At 72.0% G+C, this 24,894-nt stretch carries 19 protein-coding genes; 10 read left to right on the forward strand and 9 right to left on the reverse strand.

Features of this window, described 5'->3' with window-relative positions; translation table 11 throughout:
• Window positions 1–4: 4 nt before the first annotated feature.
• Entirely contained in the window at window positions 5–2,665 is a 2,661-nt protein-coding gene (locus tag QIS96_RS14520; RefSeq protein ID WP_282542967.1) for a type 1 periplasmic-binding domain-containing protein, read from the reverse strand.
• Window positions 2,666–2,713: 48 nt separating this feature from the next.
• Here QIS96_RS14520 and QIS96_RS14525 point away from each other — a divergent pair, with 48 nt between their 5' ends.
• Together QIS96_RS14525 and ligA are read left to right on the forward strand one after the other, a co-directional pair.
• The gene (locus QIS96_RS14525) at window positions 2,714–2,920 is read left to right on the forward strand and encodes a hypothetical protein (RefSeq protein WP_282542968.1); all 207 of its coding nucleotides are present in this window, start codon (window positions 2,714–2,716) and stop codon (window positions 2,918–2,920) included.
• 225 nt (window positions 2,921–3,145) lie between these two features.
• Window positions 3,146–5,302: an NAD-dependent DNA ligase LigA gene (ligA, locus tag QIS96_RS14530; RefSeq protein WP_282542969.1), complete on the forward strand. Its 2,157-nt coding sequence runs from the start codon at window positions 3,146–3,148 to the stop codon at window positions 5,300–5,302.
• A gap of 62 nt (window positions 5,303–5,364) precedes the next feature.
• Here ligA and QIS96_RS14535 read toward each other — a convergent pair whose 3' ends face one another.
• Window positions 5,365–6,504, reverse strand: coding sequence for a PQQ-dependent sugar dehydrogenase (locus QIS96_RS14535; protein ID WP_282542970.1), 1,140 nt, complete (start codon window positions 6,502–6,504; stop codon window positions 5,365–5,367).
• A 464-nt stretch (window positions 6,505–6,968) separates the two neighbouring features.
• Here QIS96_RS14535 and QIS96_RS14540 point away from each other — a divergent pair, with 464 nt between their 5' ends.
• Window positions 6,969–7,574 (forward strand): dienelactone hydrolase family protein, encoded by a 606-nt coding sequence (locus QIS96_RS14540; protein ID WP_282543048.1) that lies wholly within the window; start codon window positions 6,969–6,971, stop codon window positions 7,572–7,574.
• A gap of 102 nt (window positions 7,575–7,676) precedes the next feature.
• Here QIS96_RS14540 and QIS96_RS14545 read toward each other — a convergent pair whose 3' ends face one another.
• Genes QIS96_RS14545 through QIS96_RS14555 form a run of 3 tightly spaced genes read right to left on the reverse strand, consistent with a single transcriptional unit; the run spans window position 7,677 to window position 11,118 of the window.
• On the reverse strand, window positions 7,677–8,582 hold the full coding sequence (locus QIS96_RS14545) for a polysaccharide deacetylase family protein (protein WP_282542971.1): 906 nt from the start codon (window positions 8,580–8,582) through the stop codon (window positions 7,677–7,679).
• 50 nt (window positions 8,583–8,632) lie between these two features.
• Window positions 8,633–9,796, reverse strand: a complete 1,164-nt coding sequence (locus QIS96_RS14550) for a maleate cis-trans isomerase family protein (protein WP_282542972.1) — start codon at window positions 9,794–9,796, stop codon at window positions 8,633–8,635.
• A complete protein-coding gene (locus QIS96_RS14555; protein ID WP_282542973.1) occupies window positions 9,793–11,118 on the reverse strand; it encodes an MFS transporter in 1,326 nt (441 codons plus the stop codon). Before QIS96_RS14555 ends, QIS96_RS14550 begins: the two co-directional genes overlap by 4 nt.
• A 177-nt stretch (window positions 11,119–11,295) precedes the next feature.
• Between QIS96_RS14555 and QIS96_RS14560 the strand changes: the two genes are divergently transcribed.
• Window positions 11,296–11,970, forward strand: coding sequence for a GntR family transcriptional regulator (locus tag QIS96_RS14560; RefSeq protein WP_282542974.1), 675 nt, complete (start codon window positions 11,296–11,298; stop codon window positions 11,968–11,970).
• A gap of 73 nt (window positions 11,971–12,043) precedes the next feature.
• On the opposite strand, the gene QIS96_RS14565 is transcribed toward QIS96_RS14560, so the two are convergent.
• Window positions 12,044–13,078 carry a questin oxidase family protein gene (locus QIS96_RS14565; protein WP_282542975.1) on the reverse strand — a complete coding sequence of 345 codons (1,035 nt, stop codon included), beginning with the start codon at window positions 13,076–13,078 and terminating at the stop codon, window positions 12,044–12,046.
• A gap of 165 nt (window positions 13,079–13,243) precedes the next feature.
• Between QIS96_RS14565 and QIS96_RS14570 the strand changes: the two genes are divergently transcribed.
• Complete coding sequence (locus QIS96_RS14570) at window positions 13,244–14,164, forward strand: MBL fold metallo-hydrolase (protein WP_282542976.1); 921 nt, start codon at window positions 13,244–13,246, stop codon at window positions 14,162–14,164.
• Window positions 14,165–14,183: 19 nt separating this feature from the next.
• Here QIS96_RS14570 and QIS96_RS14575 read toward each other — a convergent pair whose 3' ends face one another.
• Window positions 14,184–15,035, reverse strand: coding sequence for a transporter substrate-binding domain-containing protein (locus QIS96_RS14575; protein ID WP_282542977.1), 852 nt, complete (start codon window positions 15,033–15,035; stop codon window positions 14,184–14,186).
• A 208-nt stretch (window positions 15,036–15,243) separates the two neighbouring features.
• Here QIS96_RS14575 and QIS96_RS14580 point away from each other — a divergent pair, with 208 nt between their 5' ends.
• The 4 genes from QIS96_RS14580 to QIS96_RS14595 all read left to right on the forward strand — a co-directional run bounded on the left by QIS96_RS14580 (window position 15,244) and on the right by QIS96_RS14595 (window position 20,562).
• Entirely contained in the window at window positions 15,244–16,230 is a 987-nt protein-coding gene (locus QIS96_RS14580) for a LacI family DNA-binding transcriptional regulator (RefSeq protein ID WP_282542978.1), read from the forward strand.
• Window positions 16,231–16,324: 94 nt separating this feature from the next.
• On the forward strand, window positions 16,325–17,329 hold the full coding sequence (locus tag QIS96_RS14585; protein WP_282542979.1) for a 2-hydroxyacid dehydrogenase: 1,005 nt from the start codon (window positions 16,325–16,327) through the stop codon (window positions 17,327–17,329).
• 92 nt (window positions 17,330–17,421) lie between these two features.
• Entirely contained in the window at window positions 17,422–18,849 is a 1,428-nt protein-coding gene (locus QIS96_RS14590) for an MFS transporter (RefSeq protein ID WP_282542980.1), read from the forward strand.
• Between the two features lie 327 nt (window positions 18,850–19,176).
• A complete protein-coding gene (locus tag QIS96_RS14595) occupies window positions 19,177–20,562 on the forward strand; it encodes an NAD-binding protein (RefSeq protein WP_282542981.1) in 1,386 nt (461 codons plus the stop codon).
• Between the two features lie 414 nt (window positions 20,563–20,976).
• Here the strand turns inward: QIS96_RS14595 and menC are convergent, their stop codons facing one another.
• Window positions 20,977–22,080 carry an o-succinylbenzoate synthase gene (menC, locus tag QIS96_RS14600; protein ID WP_282542982.1) on the reverse strand — a complete coding sequence of 368 codons (1,104 nt, stop codon included), beginning with the start codon at window positions 22,078–22,080 and terminating at the stop codon, window positions 20,977–20,979.
• A gap of 1 nt (window position 22,081) precedes the next feature.
• Entirely contained in the window at window positions 22,082–22,984 is a 903-nt protein-coding gene (locus QIS96_RS14605; RefSeq protein ID WP_282542983.1) for a chorismate synthase, read from the reverse strand.
• A 205-nt stretch (window positions 22,985–23,189) separates the two neighbouring features.
• Between QIS96_RS14605 and QIS96_RS14610 the strand changes: the two genes are divergently transcribed.
• A complete protein-coding gene (locus tag QIS96_RS14610) occupies window positions 23,190–24,782 on the forward strand; it encodes a PucR family transcriptional regulator (RefSeq protein ID WP_282542984.1) in 1,593 nt (530 codons plus the stop codon).
• Window positions 24,783–24,894: the final 112 nt, after the last annotated feature.

Genomic DNA, 24,894 nt, shown 5'->3' on the forward strand with positions numbered 1-24,894 from the left:
GCCTTCAGGGGCGTGACGTGGCGGCCTCCGACGGCGGGCACCACTTCGCGCCCTCGCTGTCGCCCTGCCGCCCGCAGAACCCCATCTGCTCCGGCTGCCGATCTCCGTCCACGCGCTGCACGGAGATCAGCTTGTCCAGCGGAACCTGCTGGTCCACGCCGCCGCCGAAGTCGATCACCCCGCTCTCCCCGTCGAGCGCCGCACGCCCGTGGATCCCGCTGAGGGCGTGCCACACGGCGGACGGGGTCAGCGGAATGCCGGGGGCCGTGTCCTTGAGGCGGGCGATGGCCTTGAGGTACAGGTTCACCGCGTCGAACGCGAGCGCCGCGTGACCGTCGAGCGAGGTGTCCTCGACCCGGGCGCACTCCTCAGGGAACAGTTCCTTCATCGTGCTGTACAGATCGCTGGGCCCGTTGCAGGACGCCGAGCCGACCGTGAAGTCCAGGAACTCGAACGGCACCCGGGGAAAGTGCCGGCGGCCCTCCGGGTCCGCGCCGAGCCGGGCCACGTCGTCGCCGCCGAGCAGCACCGGCGGGTTCGAACCGCAGGTGTCGTTGGTGGCCCCGAGGATCGTCTCGAAGTCCTCGCTGCGCCCCGCGAAGAACACCAACCCCTCGTATCCGCAGGCCTGTTCGCCGATGGCCCGGGTGCCGGGTCCCGTCGGAGTCCGCGGCGAACCGCCCGCCGGTACGTAACCCTCCTCGTCGACGTCGAACCCCGCGGCCCTGAACGACTTCGCCGCGTCCTGCCGCAGGTTCTCGCTGTACTCGTCGGTCGGGTCGAGCGAGTACACGACGCGTACGTCGCGCCGCTTCAGCTTGTCCTCCTCGACGAGGTGGCCCGCGTACGCGGCCGCCACCGCCGCCTCGCGCCGGTTGAGCGGCGACACCTGGTAGTAAAGCGACGACTCGCTCGGCAGGGCGTCCGCCGACAGGGTCGTGGCGACCATGGGAAGGCCGACCTCCGTCAGCTTGTCGATCGTCGTGATGGTCGCCTTACGGCTCTGGTCGAGGCCGGTCACGCCGACGATGCTCGGGTCGGCCGCCTTCAACTTCTCGATGCGGCGGGCCACATCGGCCCCGTGCTGCATGCCGCTGCCCGCACTGGCCGGGAAGATCCGCAGAACGGGCTGCGCGTCACCGGACTTGTCGAGCTGCCGCCGCTGCGCGCTCGCCGCGCCCTGCAGCTGCTCGCGCGCGTACGACTGGGCGGCGTTCTGCTTCCGTGCGGGGGCCGTGAGCAGCGCGGACAGGTGCACGAGCGTGACCAGGGGCCGCTTGGGGTCCTCCTCGTGGATGCGCTCCGCCTCCTCGTTCTGCGAGGCGATGGTCCGCAGCGTCTTACGGACCCGGTCGTCGGTGGAGCGGAACGCGAAGCCGTGCGGTGCGACGCCCACGCACTCGTCGGTCTTCGCCGTCCACACCGTCGCCGCGTCCGGGGCGTCGCGGCTCAGGCCGCAGTGCTTCGCCCGCCAGTCGTCCCGGTCGCCGCGGTGCTCGGCGACGGTGAACCCGACCGAGCCGCCGAGCACCGCGAGCACGACGGCGCCCGCGATCAGCGCCGCGCCCCTGCTGGTCCACGCGGGCGGGCGCGGTACGGCGAGACGGCGCGCTATGGCCGCCCCGTCCCGCTGGATCTCGAACCGCTCGTCGTCCTCCGGGACCGTCGCCGGAATGCGGACCGGCAGATACCAGAACTGCACCGGTCGGCCGCCGCCCGCACTGCGCACGTGCTCGCACCAGACGGCGTACGGCGCGGGATTGTCCGTCAACTCCCGCACCCTCATCGGGGTGTTGCCGGTGTTTCCGGTGGAGTCGGATGCGTTCGGGGAGTTCGACGAGTTCGACGAGTTCGACGAGTTCGGCGAATTCGGGGACGTGTGCGGGGGCTGGGGCGCCCGGTCGTCCGGGGATTCCTCCGGGCTGCTGGTGACGAGCAGCAACGGGTCGAACGCGCCGATGTCATTGCGTACTTCGGCGAAGAGCCGCACCAGTTCCGGACCGTGATTGTGCGCGCTCAGACCCTGCAGAAACGCCACGCAATAGGCCGTTCGACGATGGGCGCGCCGACGCCACGGGCGGCGGCGATACGCGTTCCGCAGATCCTCCAGAAAAGCGTCGATCAGGAGTTTGCTGATCTGCTGTGGATCCTCGCGCCCCCACCGGGGCTGCGTGAGCCGCACCGCGAATCCGATGAACGTGCCCGGATCGGCCGGGGCCATGTACGGCTGGTGCAGCAGCCAGCGGTATTCCCGGCCCAGACCACGCCAGACGCGGAACCAGAAGATCGGCAGCAGATAAAGCCCCAGAATGTACGCCCACCAGGGCACCGACCCCTGAAGGGCCACTTCCGTGCTCGGGCTGCGCATGAATCCGAAGAATCGGCGGCGCTCCAACTCGCGGTCCCGCAGCCGCCGCAGCACCATACGGCCGTGCTGGCTGTCCGGCTCCTGCGCGGTGTCCGTCAACTGCAACAGACAATTGACCAGCCCGAGCCGGCGAAAGCGCACCCGACGGTCGCTCCCGTACCGGTCGGATGAGTACTTGCTGGCCAGTTCGACGAGAATGCGGCGGCAGAGTTCGGCGCGCTGCCACGCCGGGTTCAGATAGTTCTCGGCCTGTTCGTCGCCGCGCTCCGCGACGACCCGGTCCCATTCCTGATCCATGTCGACCGGCTGAAAGGGAACAGCCCTCGGCTGCGCCTCGTTGAGGGCGTGCTCGATCTGTTCCGCGAGGTCGTCCTGATGGTCGCCGGCGAGGCTCAGGATCGGGATTCCGTCCCGGTGTGGAACCTCGCCGGGCAATTCGGTCTTCTTGGGCCGGGAAACGAGTTTCCCCAGCAGTTGGAACAGCAGATCGGCATGCTCGAAGACGGGCGCCACTCTTCCCCCGTTGCGCTCAGAGACCGGCCAACGCCGTAGTTCCGGAGGAGGACACCCTAGTGGTTGACGATGAGGGTGAACACCCTTGTTGTGCTTGCTATTTGGCCACATGAGGGGCCGGCGGGGGAGGGGAGTGCGGCGGTGCGGGTGCGGCGGCCCGCACGGTCCGCGGAGGCCGTCCGGAGGCCGTCCTGAGGTCCTTCGGTGGCCCGTCCCGAGCGGCCGCGAAGGTCGATTGTCAGTGGTGCACGGCAGGATGGGGGCATGACGACGACTTCTGCCGTTCCTGCGGCTGTTCCTGCTGGTCACGCGCCCGCCGAGGCCCCTGCCCTGGACTCGACCGCTGCCTACGCGGCGGCGGTCGACCAGGCGGTCCGCGCGGCCGCCGCGTACTACGACAACGGCAGCTCCACCCTGGACGACGACGCGTACGACCGACTGGTCAGGGCCATCGCCGAGTACGAGGCGGCGCACCCCGAAGACGTCCTGCCCGACTCGCCCTCGGGGAAGGTGGCCGGCGGCGCGATCGAGGGGGACGTGCCGCACACCGTGCCGATGCTGAGCCTCGACAACGCCTTCTCCGACGAGGAGTTCACCACCTGGGCCGCGTCCCTGGAGCGCCGGATCGGCCGCCCGGTCGCCGCCTGGAACGTCCAGCCGAAGCTGGACGGCCTCGCGATCGCCGCCCGCTACCAGGAGGGCCGCCTCACCCGCCTGATCACCCGCGGTGACGGGACGGCCGGGGAGGACGTCTCGCACGCCATCGGCACGATAGAGGGCCTGCCCGCCGAGCTGACCGAGCCCGCCACGGTCGAGGTGCGCGGCGAAGTCCTCATGACCACCGCCCAGTTCGAGTACGCGAACGAGGTGCGCACCCAACACGGCGGCGACCCCTTCGCCAACCCGCGCAACGCCGCCGCCGGCACCCTGCGCGCCAAGGACCGGGCGTACACGGTCCCGATGACGTTCTTCGCGTACGGCCTGCTCCCGCTGCCCGACACCGACGACGGCCTCACCGCAGAGCTCGGCGACTGCGCGCACGGCGACCTCATGGACCGGGCCGTGCGGTACGGCATCAACACCCCGGCCGGCACGCAGGTGCCCGGCACGGTCGTCACCTCGGTCGAAGAGGCCCTGGCCCGCGTGCAGGAGATCGGGTCGCTGCGCGCCCAACTCCCGTTCGGCATCGACGGGATCGTCATCAAGGCCGACTTGGCAGCCGACCAGCAGACGGCCGGAGAGGGCACGCGCGCCCCGCGCTGGGCGCTCGCCTTCAAACTCCCCGCCGTGGAGAAGATCACCAAGCTGCTCGACGTGGAGTGGAACGTCGGCCGCACGGGCATCATCGCGCCCCGAGCCGTCCTCGAACCGGTGGACATCGACGGCTCCACCGTCACCTACGCCACCCTGCACAACCCGGCCGACATCACCCGCCGCGGACTGCGCATCGGGGACCACGTGATGGTCTACAAGGCGGGCGACATCATCCCGCGCGTAGAGGCCCCGGTGGCCCATCTGCGCACGGGCGACGAGCGGGAGATCGAGTTCCCGGCGGCGTGCCCGCAGTGCGGCTCGGGGATCGACACGGGGGAGCAGCGGTGGCGGTGCGAGCGGGGCCGCAACTGCCACCTGGTCGCCTCCGTGGCGTACGCGGCGGGGCGCGACCAGCTCGACATCGAGGGCCTCGGCCACTCCCGTGTCGTGCAGCTCGTCGACGCGGGCCTGGTCACCGCGCTGCCGGACCTGTTCGACCGCCTGACGCGCGACGACCTGCTCGGTCTGGAGCGGATGGGGGAGACCAGCACCCACAACCTCCTCGCGGCGCTCGAAGCCGCGAAGCGGCAGCCCCTGTCGCGCGTGCTGTGCGCCCTCGGCATCCGCGGCACGGGACGCTCCATGTCCCGCCGTATCGCCCGCCACTTCGCCACCATGGACCTGATCCGGACGGCGGACGCCGAGGCGATGCAGCAGGTCGAGGGCATCGGCGGGGAGAAGGCCCCGGTGATCGTCGCCGAACTGGCCGAGCTGGGCGACCAGATCGACCGGCTCGCGGCGGCGGGCCTGTCCATGACGGAGCCGGGGGCGACACCGCCCGCGCCTGCCGCCCCAGGGGATGCGGGCGAGGGCGCCGCGGACGGTGCCTCCGGCGGGGAAACCCCGTTGCCCGCGGGCCCGTTGGCCGGGATGAAGGTCGTGGTGACGGGGGCGATGACCGGCCCCCTTGAGAAGCTCTCCCGCAACGAGATGAACGAACTCGTCGAGCGGGCCGGAGGCAAGGCCTCCGGCAGCGTCTCGAAGAACACCAGCCTGGTCGTCGCGGGCGAGGGTGCGGGCTCCAAGCGCACGAAGGCCGAGACGCTCGGCATACGCCTGGCCACCCCGGACGAGTTCGCCGAGCTGGTGGGGGAGTTCATCGTGTGACGAACGTCTGACACGGCGTGGTGAGGGGTGTCGAGCGCACACCCCTCACCGGCGGAGGGTGCTCAGGCAGGGTCGATGCGCGACACGGTCCCGCCCAGATCGAGCACGTACAGCTCGCCGTTCCCGCCCTGCACGAACGAGACGACCTCGCCGCCGTTGACCCCGAGGTCGTGCTCGCCGGTCACCTGGCCGTTCTCGATCTGCAGGGAGCGCAGGGTGCCGTCGCAGTAGTCGCTGAAGACGTACTGGCCCTTGAGGTCCGGGATCTTCTCGCCGCGGTAGACGTAGCCGCCGGTCACCGAGCAGCCGAGGCCGTTGCGGTCGTACTCGTGGATCGGCGGCACATGGTTCGCGGGCTCGGTGCCGCCCCGGAAGGGATGGTTGCCCTCCATCGCGGACCAGCCGTAGTTCTCGCCGCCCTTGCTGTCCGCCGGCGCCCAGTCGATCTCCTCCCAGGCGCTCTGGCCGACGTCCCCGATCAGCAGATCACCCGTACCGGAGTCGAAGGAGAACTTCCATGGATTGCGCAGCCCGTACGCCCAGATCTCGTCCTTCGCCTTCGGGTCGTCGACGAACGGGTTGTCCGCGGGCACGGCGTACGGATCGCCGCCGGTCGGGTCGATCCGGAGGAGCTTGCCGAGGAGGGTGTCGAGGTTCTGCCCGTTGCCGTGCGGGTCCCCGCCGGAGCCGCCGTCGCCGAGCGCGATGTACAGATACCCGTCGGGGCCGAACCTGAGGTCGCCGCCGTTGTGGTTCGCGTACGGCTGGGTCTGGGTGAGGACGGTGCGCCGGGTGTCGGGCTGCAGCTTGCCGTCCTTGACGGCGAATTCGTCGACGGTGCTGGTGCCTTCGCGGTCGGTGAACGAGATGTAGAAGTGCGCGAAGTCCTTGTCGAAGGCGATGCCGAGGAGCCCGCGCTCCCCGTCGGTGGTGGTCTCGCCCGAGATGTCGAGGACGGGCTCGCCGAGGCCCTGGTCGCCCAGGACCCTTACGGTGCCTGCCCGTTCGGCGATCCAGACGTCGCCGCCGGGCCCTGCGGTCCCGGCGGCCGGGTTCTTGGCGGTGGCCACTTCCTTGAGCGAGACCTGCGCCGCGGCGGTGCCACGGGCGGCGGGCTCTTCGGCGGAGGCCGTGGTCAGGGCGAGGGCGGCGATCAGACAGGCGGCGCCGGCGATCGCCGAGCTTCGGGTGCGAACTTTCACCGTGACCCTCCTAGGGGCGGCGAAGGAGAGGTCGCGCGACTGCCGAGACGAAGGCCGATCCGCAGCGTCGCCCGCGGCGACACGCAACCTGGGTGGGGGGATGGGTGTGTCACTGGCTACGGATGAGGATACGGAGACATGGGGGTGTTGGCATAGACCAATGCGGGGGATTTCGGTGCGACGACCCTTTCAGGCGACCGGCTCCGCCGAAGAATGACGGCGCCCCCAGGGGAACTCCCCGGGGACGCCCCACGCCCCACGCCCCACGCCCCACGCCCTACGCACGCACGGCCGGGCTCTGCCGTTACGCTGTTCGGCGATGACTACCGGGACGGCCGCGCGCCACACACAGATCGGTGACCCGGTGCTCCACTGAGCGCCGCACGGGCCGGCAGGGGCCTCAACGGAAGGCCGGTCAAGGGACTTGCGCTGCTGCGCGGGCCCCGCCTCCGTCGTGTCGATCACTGCGTGCGCTGGCCGAGGAGTTGGCGGGGCACGGGTACTACGTGCTCGTCCCCGACTTCCTCTACCGGCACGGCCGGACGCCGATTCTCGACCTTCCCGAGTACATCGACGAGGAGAACCGGTCGCGGATCGTGGCCGAGCTGCTGCCGTTGCTCGGGGCGCACACCGTGGACCGAACCCTGAGCGACGCCGAGGCGTATCTGGACTTCCTCGCCGAACAGCCCGAGGCGGCCGCCGGTCCGGTCGCCGCGACCGGTTACTGCTTCGGTGGCCTCCTGGCGATGCGCACCGCGGCGGCGCACCCCGGCCGGGTGGCCGCGGTCGCCGCGTTCCACGCGCCCGTGGGTGCCGACGGGCCGGGCCTCTTCGCCGAGTTGACCGCCCGGGTCCACCTGGGTCACGCCGAGGGCGACCTCACACCCGAGGCCCTCGGCGAGCTCAACCGGGCCCTGGACGCGGCAGGGGTCGCGTACACCTCCGAGATCTACCCCGGCACCGTGCACGGCTTCACCATGTCCGACACCGACGCGTTCGACGCCTCAGGGCTCAAGCGCCACTGGGACCGCATGCTGCCCCTGCTGGACAGCACCCTGTCAGTCAAGTGACCGGCGTCCACAGGGGAGTTGGTCGGTAACGCCGCGCGCCGTCGGCACGCTTTCTCAGCGTGCCGACGGCGCAAGTGCGGATCTACGTGGAGCGCAACCAGCTCACCGCATGTCCGCCGGACGCTCCTTCCCCGCGAACGGGAAGCGGGCGCGGAAGTCGTCCGCCACGTCCTCCAACGTGCAGAAGCTGACGCCCTCGTGGCCCGAGACGTACTCGATGAAGCGCTCCAGCATCAGCAGCACCTGCGGGCGGCCGGAGACGTCCGGGTGCAGGGTGACCGGGATGACCGCGTAGTCCAACTCCCGGTGCACCCAGTCGAACTGGTCCTTCCAGTCCTGTTCGAGGGCGCGCGGGCTGACGTAGCCGTGGCTGTTGTGGGAGTGCTTGTTGAACATCATGGGCGGCAGGTCGTCCACGTACCAGTTGCCGCAGAACTCCACCAGGTCCACCTCGTGGCCGTGGACCAGGGGCTTCATCCAGTCCGCGGCGTCCTTGGTGTAGTCGATCTTCGTCCAGCTGTCGCCGACGCGGGCGTAGAACGGAGTGAAGTCCCGGTAGTTCTGCGAATGGTCGTAGGAGAAGCCGTACTTGTGGAGCAGTGCGGCCGTCTGCGCGGACATCTCCCACCAGGGGGCGACGTAGCCGCGCGGCTTGCGGCCCGCGAACGACTCGATCAGCTCGACGCTGCGGGCGAGGACGTCCTCCTCCTGCTGCGGGGTCATCGCGATCGGGTTCTCGTGCGAGTACCCGTGCGCGCCGATCTCGTGACCGGCCTCGATGACCCTCTCGGTCTGGGCCGGGAACGTCTCGATGGAGTGGCCGGGAATGAACCAGGAGGTGCGGATGCCGTAGCGCTCGAAGAGCTTGAGCAGCCGCGGGGTGCCGACCTCGCCTGCGAAGACGCCGCGCTGGATGTCGTTCGGCGAGTCCTCGCCGCCGTACGACCCTAGCCAGCCGGCGACGGCGTCGACGTCCACACCGAGGGCGACCTTGATGTCCTTGGCCATGCGGGTTGCCTTTCCGGGGAGTTGGGGTGGGCTGTCGCCCCGTTCAGCGTTCAGCTCGTCTCGTCGAGCGCCGCGTGGATCCGTGCGACCGCGTCGGCGACGGCCGCGGAGTCCCCGTCGCTCCAGTCGCGTTCGGTCGTGCTGTGCACGGAGATCCAGCCGGCGAGGGCCCCGTCCCGCTCCACCGGTGCGAGGAGCTGCGCGTGGACGCCGTACACGTCGACGAGGGCCTGCGGCGGCTGCGGATCGTCGCGGAAGTGCGGCTGTACGAGCGGCCTGCGGTGCTGCTCCAGCCACTCCACGGTGTTGAGGCGGCGCTGGTCGAGCGAGGCGTCGCGGCGGATCGAGCGGACGCCCTCGCCGAGCGTCTCCCCGGCGGTGCGGTCCACCGTCAGGTCGTGCTCCGGCAGGTCGACGCGGAACGTGGTGCGGTCCGCGCCGGTCGCCGCGCGCAACCCGGAGAGCGCCTCCTGGATGCGGGCCCGCAGGCTGCCGGAGCGCAGCAGCTCGCCGTGGCCGGGCAGCACCGGCTGGGCGCCGGCCAGGTCGAGGGCCTTCCAGAGAGTGGCCGCGACCGAGTCGAACACCGGGATGCCCAGGGCCGGTTCGAGGTCGGCGGCGGGCCTGGCCCCGTACACGTTGGTGCACACCACCGCCACTGCGTGGGCGTCGTCCCCGGAAGCGGCCGCGGCCTCGATCTGCCGGGCGACGTCCGCCTCCGGGACGCGGGCGAAGGCCTCGTTCTCGCTGATGCCGAGCGGCTCGGCGAGCGTGCAGACGACGCCCTCCTTCGCGTACGTCTGCACGATCTTCTCGGCGACGTCCCCGGTGTACGGCAGGGCGAGGCCGAGGCGGGTCACGCCGTACGCGGCGCAGGCGTCGAGCAGTGCCAGCGTGGACGTCGTGGCGGGGATGCCGGTCTCCGCGGTGATGGCCTCGCACAGCGAGCGGTCGCGGTCGACGCCGAGCCACGAGCCGGACGTGCCGTTCCAGGCGATGACGTCGACCTTCGCGTCGGCGAGCTGCCGGGCCGCCGCCAGCATCGGCGCCGGGTCGAACTGGGCGTCGGCCCCCGAGTCGAGCGCGATCCTGGTGACCGTCACCCGCGCGAAGTGCGCGGTGGCTGCGTCGGTGCCGTGCAGCAGGTCGTAAGTGACCGGCTCCAGACAGGTGTTGGAGGACGGGGTGAGCATGCCGATACGGACAGTGCTCATCGGACGGACAGCCTCCTGCTGTAGTCGAGGACGAGGGACGAGGCGGTGAACAGGACGCCGGCGCCGACGAAGTAGAGCAGCGCCCAGGTGTACGAGCCGGTGCCGCCGACGATGAAGCCGACCGCGATGGGCGTGACGATGCCCGCGATGTTCCCGGCGAGATTCATCGCGCCGCCCATCACACCGGCGTTGGCACGGCCGCCGAGCAACGAGGGAAGCGACCAGTAGAGGCCGGCCCAGCGAAGGAAGAACAGCACGCCGGAGAGCAGCAGCACGGCGGTCAGCGCGTCCGGCACCAGGACCACGCCGAGCAGACCGGCGACCACGGCCGTGCCCGCGACGCCCATCAGGGTGCGCATGACCGTGTTGGCGCCCGCGCCCCTGGACCGCCAGTGGTCGGCCAGCCAGCCGCCGATGAGCTCGCCGACGAAGCCCGCGCCGAAGATGACGAGCGTCGACCAGCCGATGGTCTTGATGTCGAAGCCCTTGGTCTCGGAGAGGTACAGCGGACCCCAGGTGAGCAGCCCGTAGAAGACTCCGTTGAAGCCCATCCAGCCCAGGCACATCGCCCAGAACGAGCGGTACTTGAGGTACGGGCGCAGGCCGGTGCGCTCGTCGGCGCTCTCCGCCTCGGCGTCCTCCTCGGCGTGCGCGCGCTCGATGTACGCGGCCTCCGCCTCGTTGACGGCGGGGTGCTCGCGCGGGGTGTCGCGGACGTACCAGTAGGCGAGCAGGCCCACCACGACGGTGGCGACGCCCGCGATGACGAAGCTGGTGCGCCAGCTTCCGGTCCAGGCGATCAGGCTGGAGATGATGATGCCGCCGAGCGCGGCGCCGAGCGGAGCGCCGCCGTCGAGGAGCACCGCGCCGCGGCCGCGCTCCTTCGCGGGCAGCCACTGGGCGTTGAGCTTGCCGCCCGCGGGCATGACGGGCGCCTCGACGGCGCCGAGCAGCAGCCGGTAGCCGAGCAGGGAGCCGACGCCGGTCGAGGCGGCGGTGACGCCCTGGGCGATGCCCCAGCCGACGCAGGCGCCGGAGGCCATCCGGCGCGGGCCGAATTTGTCGATCAGCCAGCCGCCGGGTATCTGCATCAGCGCGTACGACCAGAAGAACGCGCTGAGCACGAAGCCGGTGGTCTCCTTGCTCAGCCCCAGATCCTCGGTGATCAGGGGGAGCGCGACGGAGACCGAGCCGCGGTCGATGTAGTTGAGCGCGACGACGCCGAGCATCAGGACGAACATCTTCCAGCGGACCCGGGTGGGACGGTCCTTCGAGGCTCTTCCGGTGGCGCTCGTGGACGGTGAAGCCGTGGGTGAACTCATGGCATACCCTCAATTCGGGCAGGGGCGGGGGAGTGGACTCAGGCAGGGGTGAGGCAGAGATGGCGCGCCAATGACCAGGGGGTTTCCCGCTATGGCATACCAAAAAATAGGTGTGCCGCTGGGGGCCGTCAAGAGTTTGGTATACCGTAAGTGAAAGATCTTTTACGGGGAGGACACGTGAGTCAGAACCCATCGCAGGCGGCCGCATCCCTCACCAGGACCGCCTGGCTGCGCGACCAGGTCTGCGAGGGCCTGCGCGACCGCATCATCACCGGCAGGCTCGCGCCCGGGGACCGCCTCGTGGAGCGCGAGCTCGCCGAGGAGTTCAGCGTCTCCCGCGTCCCCGTGCGCGAGGCGATCCGCATCCTGATCGCCGAGGGCTTCCTCACCGCCGCGTCCCCGCGCCGCATCGTCGTCAAGGGGTACGACCGCAAGGACGTGGAGAACCTCTTCGACCTCCGCGAGGCCCTGGAGGTCCTCGCCGTCCGCCGCGCCGCCGAACGCTCCGACGCCGCCGGACTCGCCACCCTCAAACGGCTGTTGGAGAACGCCCGCCGCGCGACCCTCTCCGGCAAGCCCGACCGCATCTCGCGCGCCAACGCGGCCTTCCACCACCAGATCATGGAGCTCGCCGACAACGAGCTGCTCGCCTCCACCGTCGAACCCCTGGAAGGCCGACTCCGCTGGCTCTTCCAGCAGGTCGACGAGCCGGGCGTCCTCTGGGAAGAGCGCAACTCCCTTTACCGGGCGATCGCTTCGGGCGACGCGGACGCCTCGGCGGAGGCATCCCTGCGCCACGTCCGCCACTACCGGGAGGTGGCCCTGGGGATGCTGTTCGAGGACGGGGAGTAGGAGGCGGGGAGAGCAGGGGGGGGGCGGCTTACGGTGACGGGGCGTCAGGGCGGCTACCGGCGCAGCGGTTCGCTCAGTGCAGCGGTTCGCTCAGTTCCACGGCGCGCAGGGCCGCCGCCAGGGCCTGCTCGTCGCCGACGTCCAGGGCTGTGTCGGTCAGCTTGATCACGTGCTCGTCGCCGTGCGCGAGGGCGCGTTCCACCACCTCTTCGGGGGTGCATCCGCCGGGCGGGGCGTAGGCCACCGGGGCGTCCGGTGCGTACATCGCCGTCACCGCGGCGGACGCCGTCCAGGCGGCCCGCAGACTCGGCGCCCACAGGCTGGACGGCAGCGCGGGCAGCGTGCGCAGCACGGCGTTCGGGGCCGTGGCCGCATGCACCAGCATCGTCTCCTCGCCGTGCCCGTGAGTGGCGTACCGGTGGGTGGCCGCCCGCACCAGTTCGGCCAGGAGCTGCGACGCCTCGCCGGGGTCCGTGACCTCGGCCGCCCACACCGGCAGGCCCGTGACCCGCCCTAGCCGGTCGGGGAATCCGCCTTCGCGCACGGCGATGGGCTCCACCGCGTCGAGAGCGACGGCAGCTCTTGCCATGCCGGGCTGCGCGTCGGGAAGCGCGTCGGGCAGCGTGTCGAGGGGCCCGATCGGACGGTGCCGGGCGGCCCAGTAGCCGAGGCCGTGGGCGAGTTCGGCGAGCCGCGGTGCGGTGAGCTCGCCGGTCAGCAGGGTGCGCACGGCGTGCCCCACCCGGATCACCGGATGCGTCGAACCGCCGTACATGCCGGGCAGCAGGCGGGGCCACCACTGGGCGAGCACCTCGCGCCAGGGGCGCTCCGCGAGCTCGCGCTCGAAGTGGCGGATCCAGTCGGCGGCGCGGCGCGGATCGCCGAGCGCCGCACGCCAGTCGGCGGCCGTGACCGGTTCGACCGGGGACGGGAACTCCTCCAGCTTGGGCGCGTACAGGTCGAGCCAGCGGTGCACCGCGCCCGCCTGACCGCGCGCCACCAGCGCCTCGGCGGCCATCGGCGCGTGATTGGTCAGCCGCCCGAGCCGCTCGGGCCCCGAACGGTGCAGGCGGTCGAGGGCCTCGTCGAGCGTGCCGGTCGCATCCATGACGGGGACGGTAGCCGGGCGGCGGGGGAGGCGTAACGGGCTGAAGTCCTAGGCCCCGCCCGTGCGTTGGCTTAGGTCCCAGGGGAACCGGACACCGCGCCGTGTGGCGGGAACCTCCCCGCGCAGGGGTCGCCAGGGCCGCCCCGGATGCGATCAACTCTCCCCATGTCTTCTGCCCCCAGGTCTTCGCACACCCCGGAACCGGGATACACGACCGTGGCGTACGGCGGGGTCGACGTGCTCGTCGGCGAGCGGCGCGGGGCCTACCCGTACGGCAACTCGCTGCTCGTGCACGGCTCGACGTCCTCGCTCGTCGTCGACCCCTCGCTGTCGCTCGTGGCCGCGGCGCCGCCGGCCGACGTGGTCCTGGTCAGCCATGCGCACGAGGACCACATCGCCGGGCTCGGCCGCTACGACGACGTGCCGGTGCACGCCCACACCGCGGACCTCGACGGGCTGCGCTCCCGCGAGCAGCTGATCGCCGGGCTCGGCCTCCTGCCGGAAGCGGTTCCCGAGATCGAGAGGCTGCTGCGGGAGAACTTCCACGTACGGGGACGCCCCGACGCGAAGGGCTTCGACGACGGCGTGGTGTTCGACCTGGGCGGCCGGACCGTGACCGTCGTGCACCTGCCCGGTCACACCGCGGGCCACTGCGGTTTCCTGATCGAGCCCGACGGCTTCCTCTTCCTCGCGGACATCGACCTGACGTCCTTCGGCCCGTACTACGGCGACCTCGGCAGCAGCCTCGGCGACTTCGAGGCGTCCATGCGGCTGTGCGCGGAGATCGACGCCCGCTGGTACGGAACGTCCCACCAGAAGGGTGTGATCGAGGGGCCCGAGGAGTTCCGCCGACGGCTCGCCGCCTTCGCCGAGGTGGTGGAACGGCGGGACGCGGCGCTCCTCGCGTACGCCGCCGAACCGCGCACCGTGGCCGAGATCGCCGAGCACCGCCTCGTCTACCGGCCGCACGTCGAAGCCCCACAGGTGCGGTCGGTCGAGCTCAGGACCGCCCGGCAGCACCTCGACCGGCTGCTCGCCGCGGGGCGGGTCGAGGAGGTGGAGCCGGGCCGCTTCCGTTCGCGGTAGCGACCCCGGCCCGGAGTGGTCAGCTGTCGCCCATCCACTCCTTCTCGTACGCCGCGTACGTCCCGTCGTGCGTCGCCAGATGCGTGAACTGGTCGACGTACGCCTTGAATTCGTCGTCGCCGCGGGGGAGCGCGTAGGCCTTCTCGGAGAACGTGAAGGGCTTCTCGGGGTGCAGCGAGCACAGCTCCGGGTTGATCTTCGACTGGTACAGCGTCTCGCTCGCGTCCGTCATCATCACGTCGGCGCGGCCCTCGACGATCTCCTGGAAGATCGTGGTGTTCTCCGGGTGCAGCTTGATCGTCGCCTCGTGAATGTTCGCGCGTGCGAACTCCTCGTTCGTGCCGCCTGGGTTGACGATGACCGTCGTGCCCGCCTTGTCGATGTCCTCAAGCCTGCCCTCCCCGAACCGCTCCTTGTCGGCGCAGCGCACGATCGGCGTCTTGCCGTCCTCGCGGGTCGGCTCGCTGAAGTACACCTGGCGGGCCCGCGGCAGCGTGACGGAGACTCCGCCGACGCCGATGTCGCAGCGGCCCGCCGCGACGTCCTTGGTGAGGTTCGCCCAGGTCGTCGCCACGAACTCCGGCTTCGCATCGAGGCTTTCGGCGAGGTCCTCGGCCATGTTCACGTCGACGCCGCTGTAGGAGCCGTCGGCCGGGTCGAGGTGGGTGAAGGGGCGGTAGTCGCCCGTGGTGCAGACCTTGAGCACACGCGAGCGCGGCACGGCGTCGAGCAGGCTCCCGACCCGGTGACGGGCCCCGCCGTCGCGCCCCGACCCCTCGGCGGCGGTCGCGGCCGTGTCGGGCGAGGCGGGGGCGGCCGCGGTCGCGGCGAGGAGACAGACCAGTGCGGACAGGGTGGCGGCACGCTTCATGACGACAACTCCTCTGTGCGGTTCGCTAGTTCGGCGGGGTGCAGTGAGTGATCTCCAGTGAACGCCATGTGAACCCCGGCGTACGGAAATCTCCGCGGCAAGCATTGACAAGCTTGCGCAAGTCTTCGCAGGATGGGCGCCACCGGTCACCGAGGACCGGTCGTCTCCCGGCGAACCGCCGGGCCAACCGCACTCTGGGGGTGGACCGTTGGCGGCAACGCTCACCGATGTGGCCAAGCGCGCGGAAGTCGCCCTGTCGACCGCGTCCCGCGCCTTCAGCGACCCGGGCCGGCTCGGCCCCGGCACGCTCCGCAAGGTCCTGTCCGCCGCACAGGAGCTCGGCTACGCACCGCCCGCCGCCCGCCCGGCGGCGACGGAAGCGGACGGCGCGACCGTCGCCGTCGTCGTCCCCGACATCGCGCACCCGCTCTTCGGCGTGTTCGTCAAGGCGGCCCAGGCCGCCGGGCGCGGCCGCCGCACGACCGTGGTCCTCGCCGACACCGACTTCAGACCCGAGCGCGAACGCGAGGTCATCGCCCAACTCCGCGACCGCGCCGACGGGTTGCTGCTCTGCACCCCCTGGCTGGAGACCGACGAGCTGCTCGAACTCTGTGGCGCCACACCCGTCGTCCTCGTCAACCGCGAGGCGCCCGGCACGGCCTGCGTGCTCACCGACACGGCCGACGGGCTGCGCCAGGCCTGCGAGCACCTCGCCGCCCTCGGCCACCGGCGGCTCGCGTACGTCCAGGGGGAGCGCCGGTCCCGGCTCAACCGGGAGCGGGTCGAGCAGGCCCGCACCGCCGCGAAGGACGCCGACCTCGAACTGCTCCCGCTCGGCTGGCAGGCCCAGACGTTCGAGGGCGGCAAGGCCGCCGCGGCCGGGGTGCTCGCCACCGGGGCGACTGCGGTGCTCACCCACAACGACCCGATGGCGCTCGGTGTCGTCGAGGGCGCCCGCGCCCTGGGCGCCCGGGTGCCCGAGGACCTCAGCGTCGTCGGCGTGGACGGCATCCCCTTCGCCGAACTCGCCCGGCCCGCCCTGACCACCGTCGCCGTGCCCATGCGGGAGGCGGGCGGCGCGGCGCTCGACCTCCTCGAACTCGCCCTCGGCGCGGCCTCCGCCACACCGCGCACCGTCACCCTCCCGACCCAACTCGTCGTACGCGACACCACGGGGCCGGCGCCGCGCGGTTGAGGCGCCGGGCTCCGACGGCAAGGCCCGGCAAGCCTCGGCAATTTTCGTCAACTGCCCCATGTTTTCCCGTAGTTCAGTCAGAAGGGCCGCACCCGTGAACACCCCTGCCCTGCGCGTTGTCATCGCCGACCCCAGCATCCGGCCCCAGCGGGAGCGCATCGAGGCGCAACTGCCCGAGGGCGCCGTCGCCGACTGGCCCGACCCCCGCGACCACGCCGCCGTCGAGGCCGCGGTCGCCGACGCCGACGTCCTGGTCTCCGGGGTCTGCCCCGCGCCGATCGCCACCGCGGGCAAGCGGCTGCGTCTGGTACACGCCGCAGGGGCCGGCACCGACGGGATCGACGCCGCGGCGCTGCCGCCCGGCACGATCGTCGCCAACACGCACCACCACGAGGAGTCCATCGCCGAGTACGCCGTCGCCTCCGCCGTCCTCCTCCACCGCGGCTTCCTCACCCAGGACGCCGCCCTGCGCCGCGGCGACTGGGACACCCCCGCCTACGACCCCGCGGCCGCCTGGCGGGACTCCCTCGCCGGTTCCACCGTCGGCTTCGTCGGCTTCGGGCACATCGGGCGTACCGCCTGGCAGCGCTTCGCCGCGTTCGGCACCCGTGGCATCGCCGTCACCGGCAGCGGATCAACTCAGGCTGAAGCAGAGGGACTTGAGTGGGCGGGCCGCACCGACGCCCACCTCCACCCCCTCCTCGAAGAGGCGGACACCGTCGTCGTCTCCGCCCCGCACACCCCGGCGACCACCGGCCTCATCGGCGCCGCCGAACTCGCCCGCATGAAGCCCACCGCCGTACTCGTCAACGTCGGCCGCGGACCCGTCGTCGACCAGGACGCCCTCTACGACGCCCTGCGTGAGCACACCATCGGCGCGGCGGCCATCGACGTCTGGTACCGGTACCCGACCGAAGGCCACCACGGCGCGCCCGCCGCACACCCCTTCCACGAGCTCGACAACCTCCTCATGACCCCGCACTCCTCGGCCCTCACCCGGCAGACGTTCCAGCGGCGCGCGGACGACATCGCCGCCAACATCCGCCGCCTCGCCGCAGGCCAGGAGATCGAACGCGTGGTCACGGTCGTCCCCGCCTGACCGCTCGCCGCTCCCGCCTGTATCCCCCTCCCTCAGCGTCACCCCCCACTGCGCCCCCCGTTCCCCCTCATCCACCCGAGGAAGTGTGGACCGTGACCTCCAACTCGCCCTCTGCGAAGGCCCCTTCGGCCGCCCCCTCGCCCCGTAGAGCCGCCTGGGCCGGATTCATCGGCACCGCCCTGGAGCAGTACGACTTCGTCATCTACGGCACGGCGTCGGCCCTGGTCTTCAGCAAACTCTTCTTCCCCAACGTCTCGCCCGCCGTCGGCATCCTCGCCAGCTTCTCCACGTACGCCGTCGGCTTCGCCGCACGCCCCCTCGGCGGGCTCTTCTTCTCCCGCTACGGCGACCGCCTCGGCCGCAAGTGGGTCCTCGTGATGACGCTGCTCCTCATGGGCGGCTCCACCCTCGCCATCGGCTTCCTGCCCACGTACGGGCATGTCGGCATCCTCGCCCCGATCCTGCTGCTGCTCTGCCGCATGGCGCAGGGCCTCGGCGCCGGGGCCGAACAGTCCGGCGGCGCCACCCTGCTGACCGAGACCGCACGGCCCGGACGCCGCGGACGCACCGCCTCGCTCGTGATGTCCGGCGCGGCCCTCGGCACCGCGCTCGGTGCCGTCGCCTGGATCCTCGTCCAACTCCTGCCGCACGACGCCCTGATGAGCTGGGGCTGGCGGCTAGTCTTCGCCAGCAGCCTGCTCGTGACCGTCACCGCGCTGATCCTGCGCCGCAAGCTGCAGGAGAGCCCCGTCTTCGAGGAGATCAAGGAAGAGCGGGAACACCCGCCGGCCCCCGTCAAGGAGGTCTTCACCCGGGGCCGCAAGCCGCTGCTCCTGGTCATCCTGATGAACCTGGGCTCCAACGCGCAGTCGTACACCTTCCAGGTGTTCATGGCGTCCTACCTGATCACCACGGTCGGCGTGGCCGAGGACTTCCCGCCCAAGGCGCTGCTGCTCGGGGCGCTCTGCGGGTCCGCCGCCGCGTTCGGCTTCGGCTGTCTCTCCGACCGGCTCGGCCGACGGCCCGTGTACGCGGCGATCATGGCCACCCTCGTGCTGCTGCCCGTCCCCGCCTTCCTCGCCCTCAACACCGGCTCCGCCGTCGCCATCGTGCTCGTCATCTGCCTGGGCTTCGTCCTCCCCGCGTACGGCGCGGTCGGCGTGCAGACCAGCTTCTTCCCCGAGCTCTTCGGCAGCCGCTACCGCTACGCCGGCGTCACCATGGGCCGTGAGATCTCCGCCGTGCTCGGCGGCGGCATCGCACCGCTCGTCGCGGCGGGGCTGCAGACCGCGTTCGGCGGCTCGTGGATCCCGATCGCCGCGTACATGATGATCGTCGGCGGGGTCAGCACCTGGGCCGCGCTGAAGGCCCCGGAAACCCGCGACCGCGACCTGACCGACCCCCGCGACGCGACGGACCCGCATGCCGCGACGGACCCGCACCCGTCGGCCGCGGCCACCGGCGTCCCGGCGCAAGAAAAGGCACAACCGGCCGGAGCCGAAACCCCGGCCAAGGCCTGAACGCACCTCCCGGCACGACGGCCCCCGTACGAGACAGAGCCGACTGCGCGCATTCGACAGATGCACGTAGTCGGCCGCTCGTTTTTGTACACGCTGACGAATCGGGGCCCATGAGGCGGCTGCTAGAAAGAGATCAGCTTCACCCCCGCCCCCGCCAGGCACCGCTCCTCACCCCACGAGCGCCGGCGAACGGGGCGCGCGCCCCCGGCGGACCGGGCGGCGCCGAAGCGTATGCGCCAGCCTCGATCAGGCACTGCCGCGCCTTCCGGATCGAGGGGGGCCAGGGATCTCGTCCCCGGCCCCCGCAGTCGTAGAGAGGCCGACAGCTTGAGCCCCCAGATAACCCGAGACCCGCGCGGACGCCTTGCTCGCGAACCGGGTCCGCACGTCCCCGCCACCGGCCGGCAGGTCGTGATCATCGAGGACGACGAGACCCTCGGCCGCTCCGCCGCCGCCTGCATCGAACGCTGGGGCAGCACCGCACATCGCCTGCCGCGCCCCGACGACGACGCCCTGCGGCGGCAGTTGAGCGGACCCGTCGACAGCGTCGCCATCGTGTCCCGCGACGACATGGTCGCCCTGCGCTACGCCCTGCTCGCCGAACACCTCAAGCCCGGCGTGCGCCTCGTCGTGACGATCTTCGACCGTACGGTCGCCGAGGAGGTCTCCCGTACGGTCCCCAACTGCACCGCCCTGTCCATGACCGACGCGATCCTGCCCAGCCTCCTGGCCAGCTGCCTCGCTCCCGAGTACGCGATGCTGCAGCCCGTCGGCGACGACCTCGTGGGCGTACGGCGGGAGGGCGTGGCCACGAGGGTCGAGCACCTGCCGCGCCGCGCCCTCGCCGCCGCCTCGGATCCGTGCCCGCGCAGCCCCTTCGGCACCTGGTTCCGCTCCCTCGGCACCTCCGCGAAGGCCCTGGTCTGCAGCCTGATCGCACTGCTCCTCGCCTACTCGGTGGACGTCGCGCTCGGCGTCCTCGTGCTGCACGAGCACTGGACCGAGGCCGTGTGGAACGCGGCCCGCACGCTCACCACGATCGGGTCCTCGCACGCCGCGGAGCACGGGCCCGGCTGGTACAAGGTGTTCTCCGCCGCGTCGATGATCGGCGTGCTCGTCCTGGCCGCGGTGTTCACGGCGGGCGTGGTGGACCGGTTCACCGGGCACCGCATGACGAGCATCCTCGGGGCCCGCTCCATCCCGCGCCGCAACCACGTCATCGTCGTCGGCCTCGGGCAGGTCGGCCTGCGGCTCTCGGCGTGGCTGCGGGACCTCGGCGTGAAGGTCGTCGCCGTCGAGCGGAACCGGCAGGCCGCATGCCTGCCGCTGGCCCGCTCCCTCGACATCCCCGTCGTCATCGGCCGCGGCGGCGACCGCTTCCTCCTCGAACGCCTCTCGGTACGGCGCGCCCGCGCGCTGGCCGCGGTCGCGTCGGACGGCTTGGAGAACATCGCCGTCGCGGTGGCCACGCGGGCGGTGGCGGGCGATCAGCGCATCGTCCTCCGGGCGGGGGGCGACGCGGTCACGACCGAGTCGCAGTCCCTCTTCCGCATCGGCGCGGTCTGCGACTTTCCGCTGATCGTCAGCACGTTCGTCGCGGCGACGGTGCTTGATGCGGAGCTGCGGAGTGTGTTTGTGGCGGAGGGGCGGACTTGTGCGTTGTTCGCGGATGATCGGGTGTTGGATCTGGGGAGTTGGGATGCGGATGCGTGACGCGTGACGCCCAGGGCTGAGCCCCCGGCCCCCACTCCGGGGCTCCGCCCCGGGGCCCGGTCGTTGTTCGGCTGCGGTGCCGCTGGGGTTGCTCGCGCAGTTCCCCGCGCCCCTTTCGGGTCCGGGGACTTCGCCCCCCCCGGATCCCCGTTGTTGTTCGGCTGCCGGCTTCGTTGTGGCTGGTCGCGCAGTTCCCCGCGCTCCTGTGGGGGCTTCGCCCCCGGGGCCCGGTTGTTGTTTGGCTGCTGCGTTCGTTGTGGCTGGTCGGGCAGTTCCTCGCGCGCCTTGAAGACCCGCCCCACCCCGGCAAATTCAGCCCCTCCGGCGTTTGAGGAGCGGGGGGCCGGGGGCGGAGCCCCCGGGGTTGTCCGCAGGACTTTCGGGAAGGGGCGGGGAGGGGAGAAGGAAAGGGCCTCAGCCCACGTCTCGGCGGGCCAGAGTGAACCTCCGCAGGACCTCCGGGATCGGGTCGATGCCGATGCCCGGGGCCTGGGGGACCCGCAGATGCCCGTCCTCGAGGACGAACGGCTCGGTCAGATCCTCCGCGAAGTAGCGCGACGACGCCGACGTGTCGCCGGGCAGCGTGAACCCGGGCAGCGCCGCGAGCGCGAGGTTCGGGGCGCGCCCGATCCCCGTCTCCAGCATGCCGCCGCACCACACCGGCACCCCCGCCGCCCGCGACAGGTCATGGATGCGGCGGGCCTCCAGATAGCCGCCCACCCGCGACGGCTTGATGTTGACGACCCGGCACGCCTCCATCGCGATGGCCGCCGCCGCGTCCCGCGCCGAGTGGATCGACTCGTCCAGGCAGACCGGCGTAGCGATCCGCCGCTGCAGTTGCGCGTGTTGGTACAGGTTGTCCTCGTCCAGCGGCTCCTCGATGAGCAGCAGCCCGAACTCGTCCAGCTTCCGCAGGTGTTCGGCGTCCGACAGACCGTAGGCCGTGTTCGCGTCGACCTGCAGCGGAAGGTCGTCCCCGAACCGCTCCCGTACCGCACGCACCGGCTCCAGGTCCCAGCCCGGCTCGATCTTCAGCTTGATCCGCACGTACCCCTCGTCGAGGTACTGCTGCACGTCGTCGAGGAGTTCGGGGATCGACGGCTTGATGCCGACCGAGACGCCCGACGGCACCCGGTCGTGGACCGAGCCGAGGAACGTCGCGAACGACATTCCCGCCGCCCGGAGTTCGGCGTCGAGCAGCGCCGTCTCCAGGGCCGCCTTCGCCATGTAGTGGCCCTTGATCGCGGCCATCGCAGGACCGGCCTTCGCCGAGGTCAGGTCCCGTACGGCGGCCACCCGCGGCACCAGGAAGTCGCGCAGCACGAGCTCCGCGCCGGCCGTGAACTCCGAGGAGTACAGCGGGTCCGGGTCGCCGCCGAACTCCGCCCAGCCCTCGGCCGCGTCGGTCTCCACCCGCAGCAGGAACGTGTCCTTGCTGTCCATCGTGCCGAACGAGGTTCGGAACGGCTTCACCAACGGCACGGCGATGTGCAGCAGTTCGACGCGCTCGATCTTCATCTCAGGCCTCCTGGCCGGTCGTCGGGGCGCCGCTCCCGGAAGCGGCGCGGGTCAGCAGGTACCAGCCGTCGCGCGACAGGGCGGACGCCTCGTACCCGTCGGTGAACGCCGAGGTGAACACCTCGCGGACCGCGTGCCGCCAGCGCAGCGCGGCCGGCAGGTCCCGCGCGCGCAGCGCGAGCACGTCCTCGGGCACCCGGCACCACAGCCGCTCCCCGGACCGCAGCGCGAGCGGCCCGCCGTCCGGGGCCGGGCACAGCGTCTCGGCGTCGGCCCGGTCGGACGCCCCGTCGTCGACGGCGCGGCGCGGGGTGCGCAGGTCCCAGGTCACGGTCAGGCGGTCGCTCTCGTCGCCGCCGTTGAACCCGTCGTCGAGCGGACCGTAGAAGTCGACGACGTACTCCGTGCCGAGCCCGCCCAGCTTGACCAGGTTGAAGCGGGCGTTCCGGCCGAGCAGCGGGTCGAACGTCCACTGCATGCGCTCGGCGCCCCGCTCCAGGGACCAGAGCCGCTGCCCCTGCTTCACGGCGAGGCCGACGCCCCGGTCGGAGGTCGCCGCCGCGGCGACGAGCGAGTACACGGCCCGCTCCGCCGGCGGTTGGAACACCAGGACGGCCGCCCCCACCAGACGCTCCCCGTCGTACGCGGCGTGCACCGCGCCGCCCGCGTGCACCGCGCTGATGAGGACGTCGGCGGGCAGGGGCGGCGCACCCGGCGGGGTGCCCCATGTCTCGGCGAGGAAGTCGGTCACGGCACGGATTCCGGCCAGGTCGTGGACGGTGCGCACCGTGACACCGGCCGCTGCCGCGGAGTCGGCCGCCGCGCGGGCCGCCCGCTCCAGGTCGTCGCCGCCGACCGGCGCGCCGGGCGCGGCCGCGGCACTTGCTGTCGTAGCACTGATCATGGCTGCCAGTCTGGGCACTGGGACGGCGGCCGTCTTTGCGCATTCGTGCAACGCTCGGCCTGTCTCATGATGCGATCCGATAACCGGGGCCGTTCCACGGGACGCGACAATCATGCGTCGGCGATCACACGCTCGGCGCGATCACTCGTCGCCGATGGGACGTGGCAGGTGGATGGGACGTCGGCGAAGCCGCGGAGGAGGCCCCATGGAAGGCGACTGCACCCTGGAGGCGCTGCTCGACACCCTCGGCGAGCCGGCGCTCCGCCTGGTCACCGCACCCGCCGGCACCGCCGTCCCCGTCACCGACGTGCTCCTCCACGACCCCGGCAGGCCCGTCCCGTACACACCGGGCGGACTTCTGCTCGCCCTCGGCCTGCGCGCCGACGCCGCCGCCGACCTCGTACCGGAGGTGGCCGACGCGGGCCTGACCGGGCTCGTGGTGCGCGGCGAGGGCGGGCCCGCCGAGGCCGCCCGCAGCCACGGGGTCGCGCTGCTCGCCGTCGACGAGGACGCGTCCTGGCACCGGGTCCACCTGCTGATCGCCTCGGCCGTCCAGGCCGGACCCGCACCCGTCGCGCCGGGCTCCGGCACCTCGGCTCTCGGCGACCTGTTCGCCCTGGCCAACGCGATCGCCGCGGCGGGCGGCGGCGCCACCACCGTCGAGGACCCGCGCCAGCGCATCCTCGCCTACTCGACCATCGACGGCCAGGAGATCGACGACAGCCGCCGCCAGGGCATCCTCGGCCGCCAGGTCCCCGGCAGCCGCGAGAACACCGAGCAGTACCGCCAACTGCACGCAGCGGCACACCCGTTGCGGCTCCCCGGCACCGAGCCCGGCGAGATCGAACGGCTCGCCGTCGCCATCCGCGCGGGCGGCGAGATCCTCGGCTCGCTCTGGATGATCGACAACGGCCGGCTCGCGCCCGACGCCGAGGAGATCCTCGCCCAGGGCGCCGCCACCGCCGCCTTCCACCTGCTGCGCGCCCGCGCCGCCGAGGACTTCACCCGCCACCAGTACGGGGATCTGCTCAGGCGGCTCCTCAACGGCACCGCGGCGCCCGCGACCGCCGCCCGCAGGCTCGGCTTCGCCGAGGACGCCCCGGTCCGGGTCGTCGCGCTCGTCCTCGACGCCGCCCCCGGCAGCGCGCGCACCGCCCCCGCGGACAGCGCCCAGGCGACGCTGCGCCTCCTCGACCACGTCCGCCTCCAGTGCGAGGCCCGCTACGGCCGGCATGCGTGTGTGGTCGTAGACGACGTGGTGTACGCGCTGCTGCCCGAGGCGGGGCCGGACGGCGGCCGCCAGCGCCGGCTCATCGAGGACCTCACCCGGCAGGCCGCGCACGCGCTGCGCAGCCCCGTGCGCGCGGGACTCGGCGGCGCGGTCACGGGCCTCGCCGACGTGGCCCGCTCACGGGACGACGCCGACCGCGTCCTCACCGTCCTGGACGGGGACCGCTGCGTCGCCGCCATCGAGGACGTCCGCCCCCGCGTCACGCTGCTGCGGCTCGGCGAGGTGCTCGCCCAGCGCACGGACCTGGCGACCGGACCCTGGCAGCAGGTCCTCGCCCACGACGAGCGCAACGGCACGGACTACGCGGGGACTCTCATCGCGTACTTCGACGCGGGCTGCGACATGGCGGGTGCGGCGCGGCTCCTCGCCGTGCATCCCAACACCTGCCGCTACCGGCTCAAGCAGATCCGGGAGCACCTGGACATCGACCTCGCCGACCCCGACGAACGCCTCGTCCTGTGGCTGCACTTGCGCATCCTCGCGAGACTGCGAGCCGACCGCCCCTGACCGCCGTCGGCACGGGGGCCAGCCCCCGGACCCCCGCTGCTCGAACGCCGCAGGGGCTGATCTTTCAGGGGCGCGGGGAACTGCGCGACCGGCCACGACGGCGGGACAGCTG

The organism is Streptomyces cavernicola (assembly GCF_029968035.1).
Classification (GTDB): domain Bacteria; phylum Actinomycetota; class Actinomycetes; order Streptomycetales; family Streptomycetaceae; genus Streptomyces; species Streptomyces cavernicola.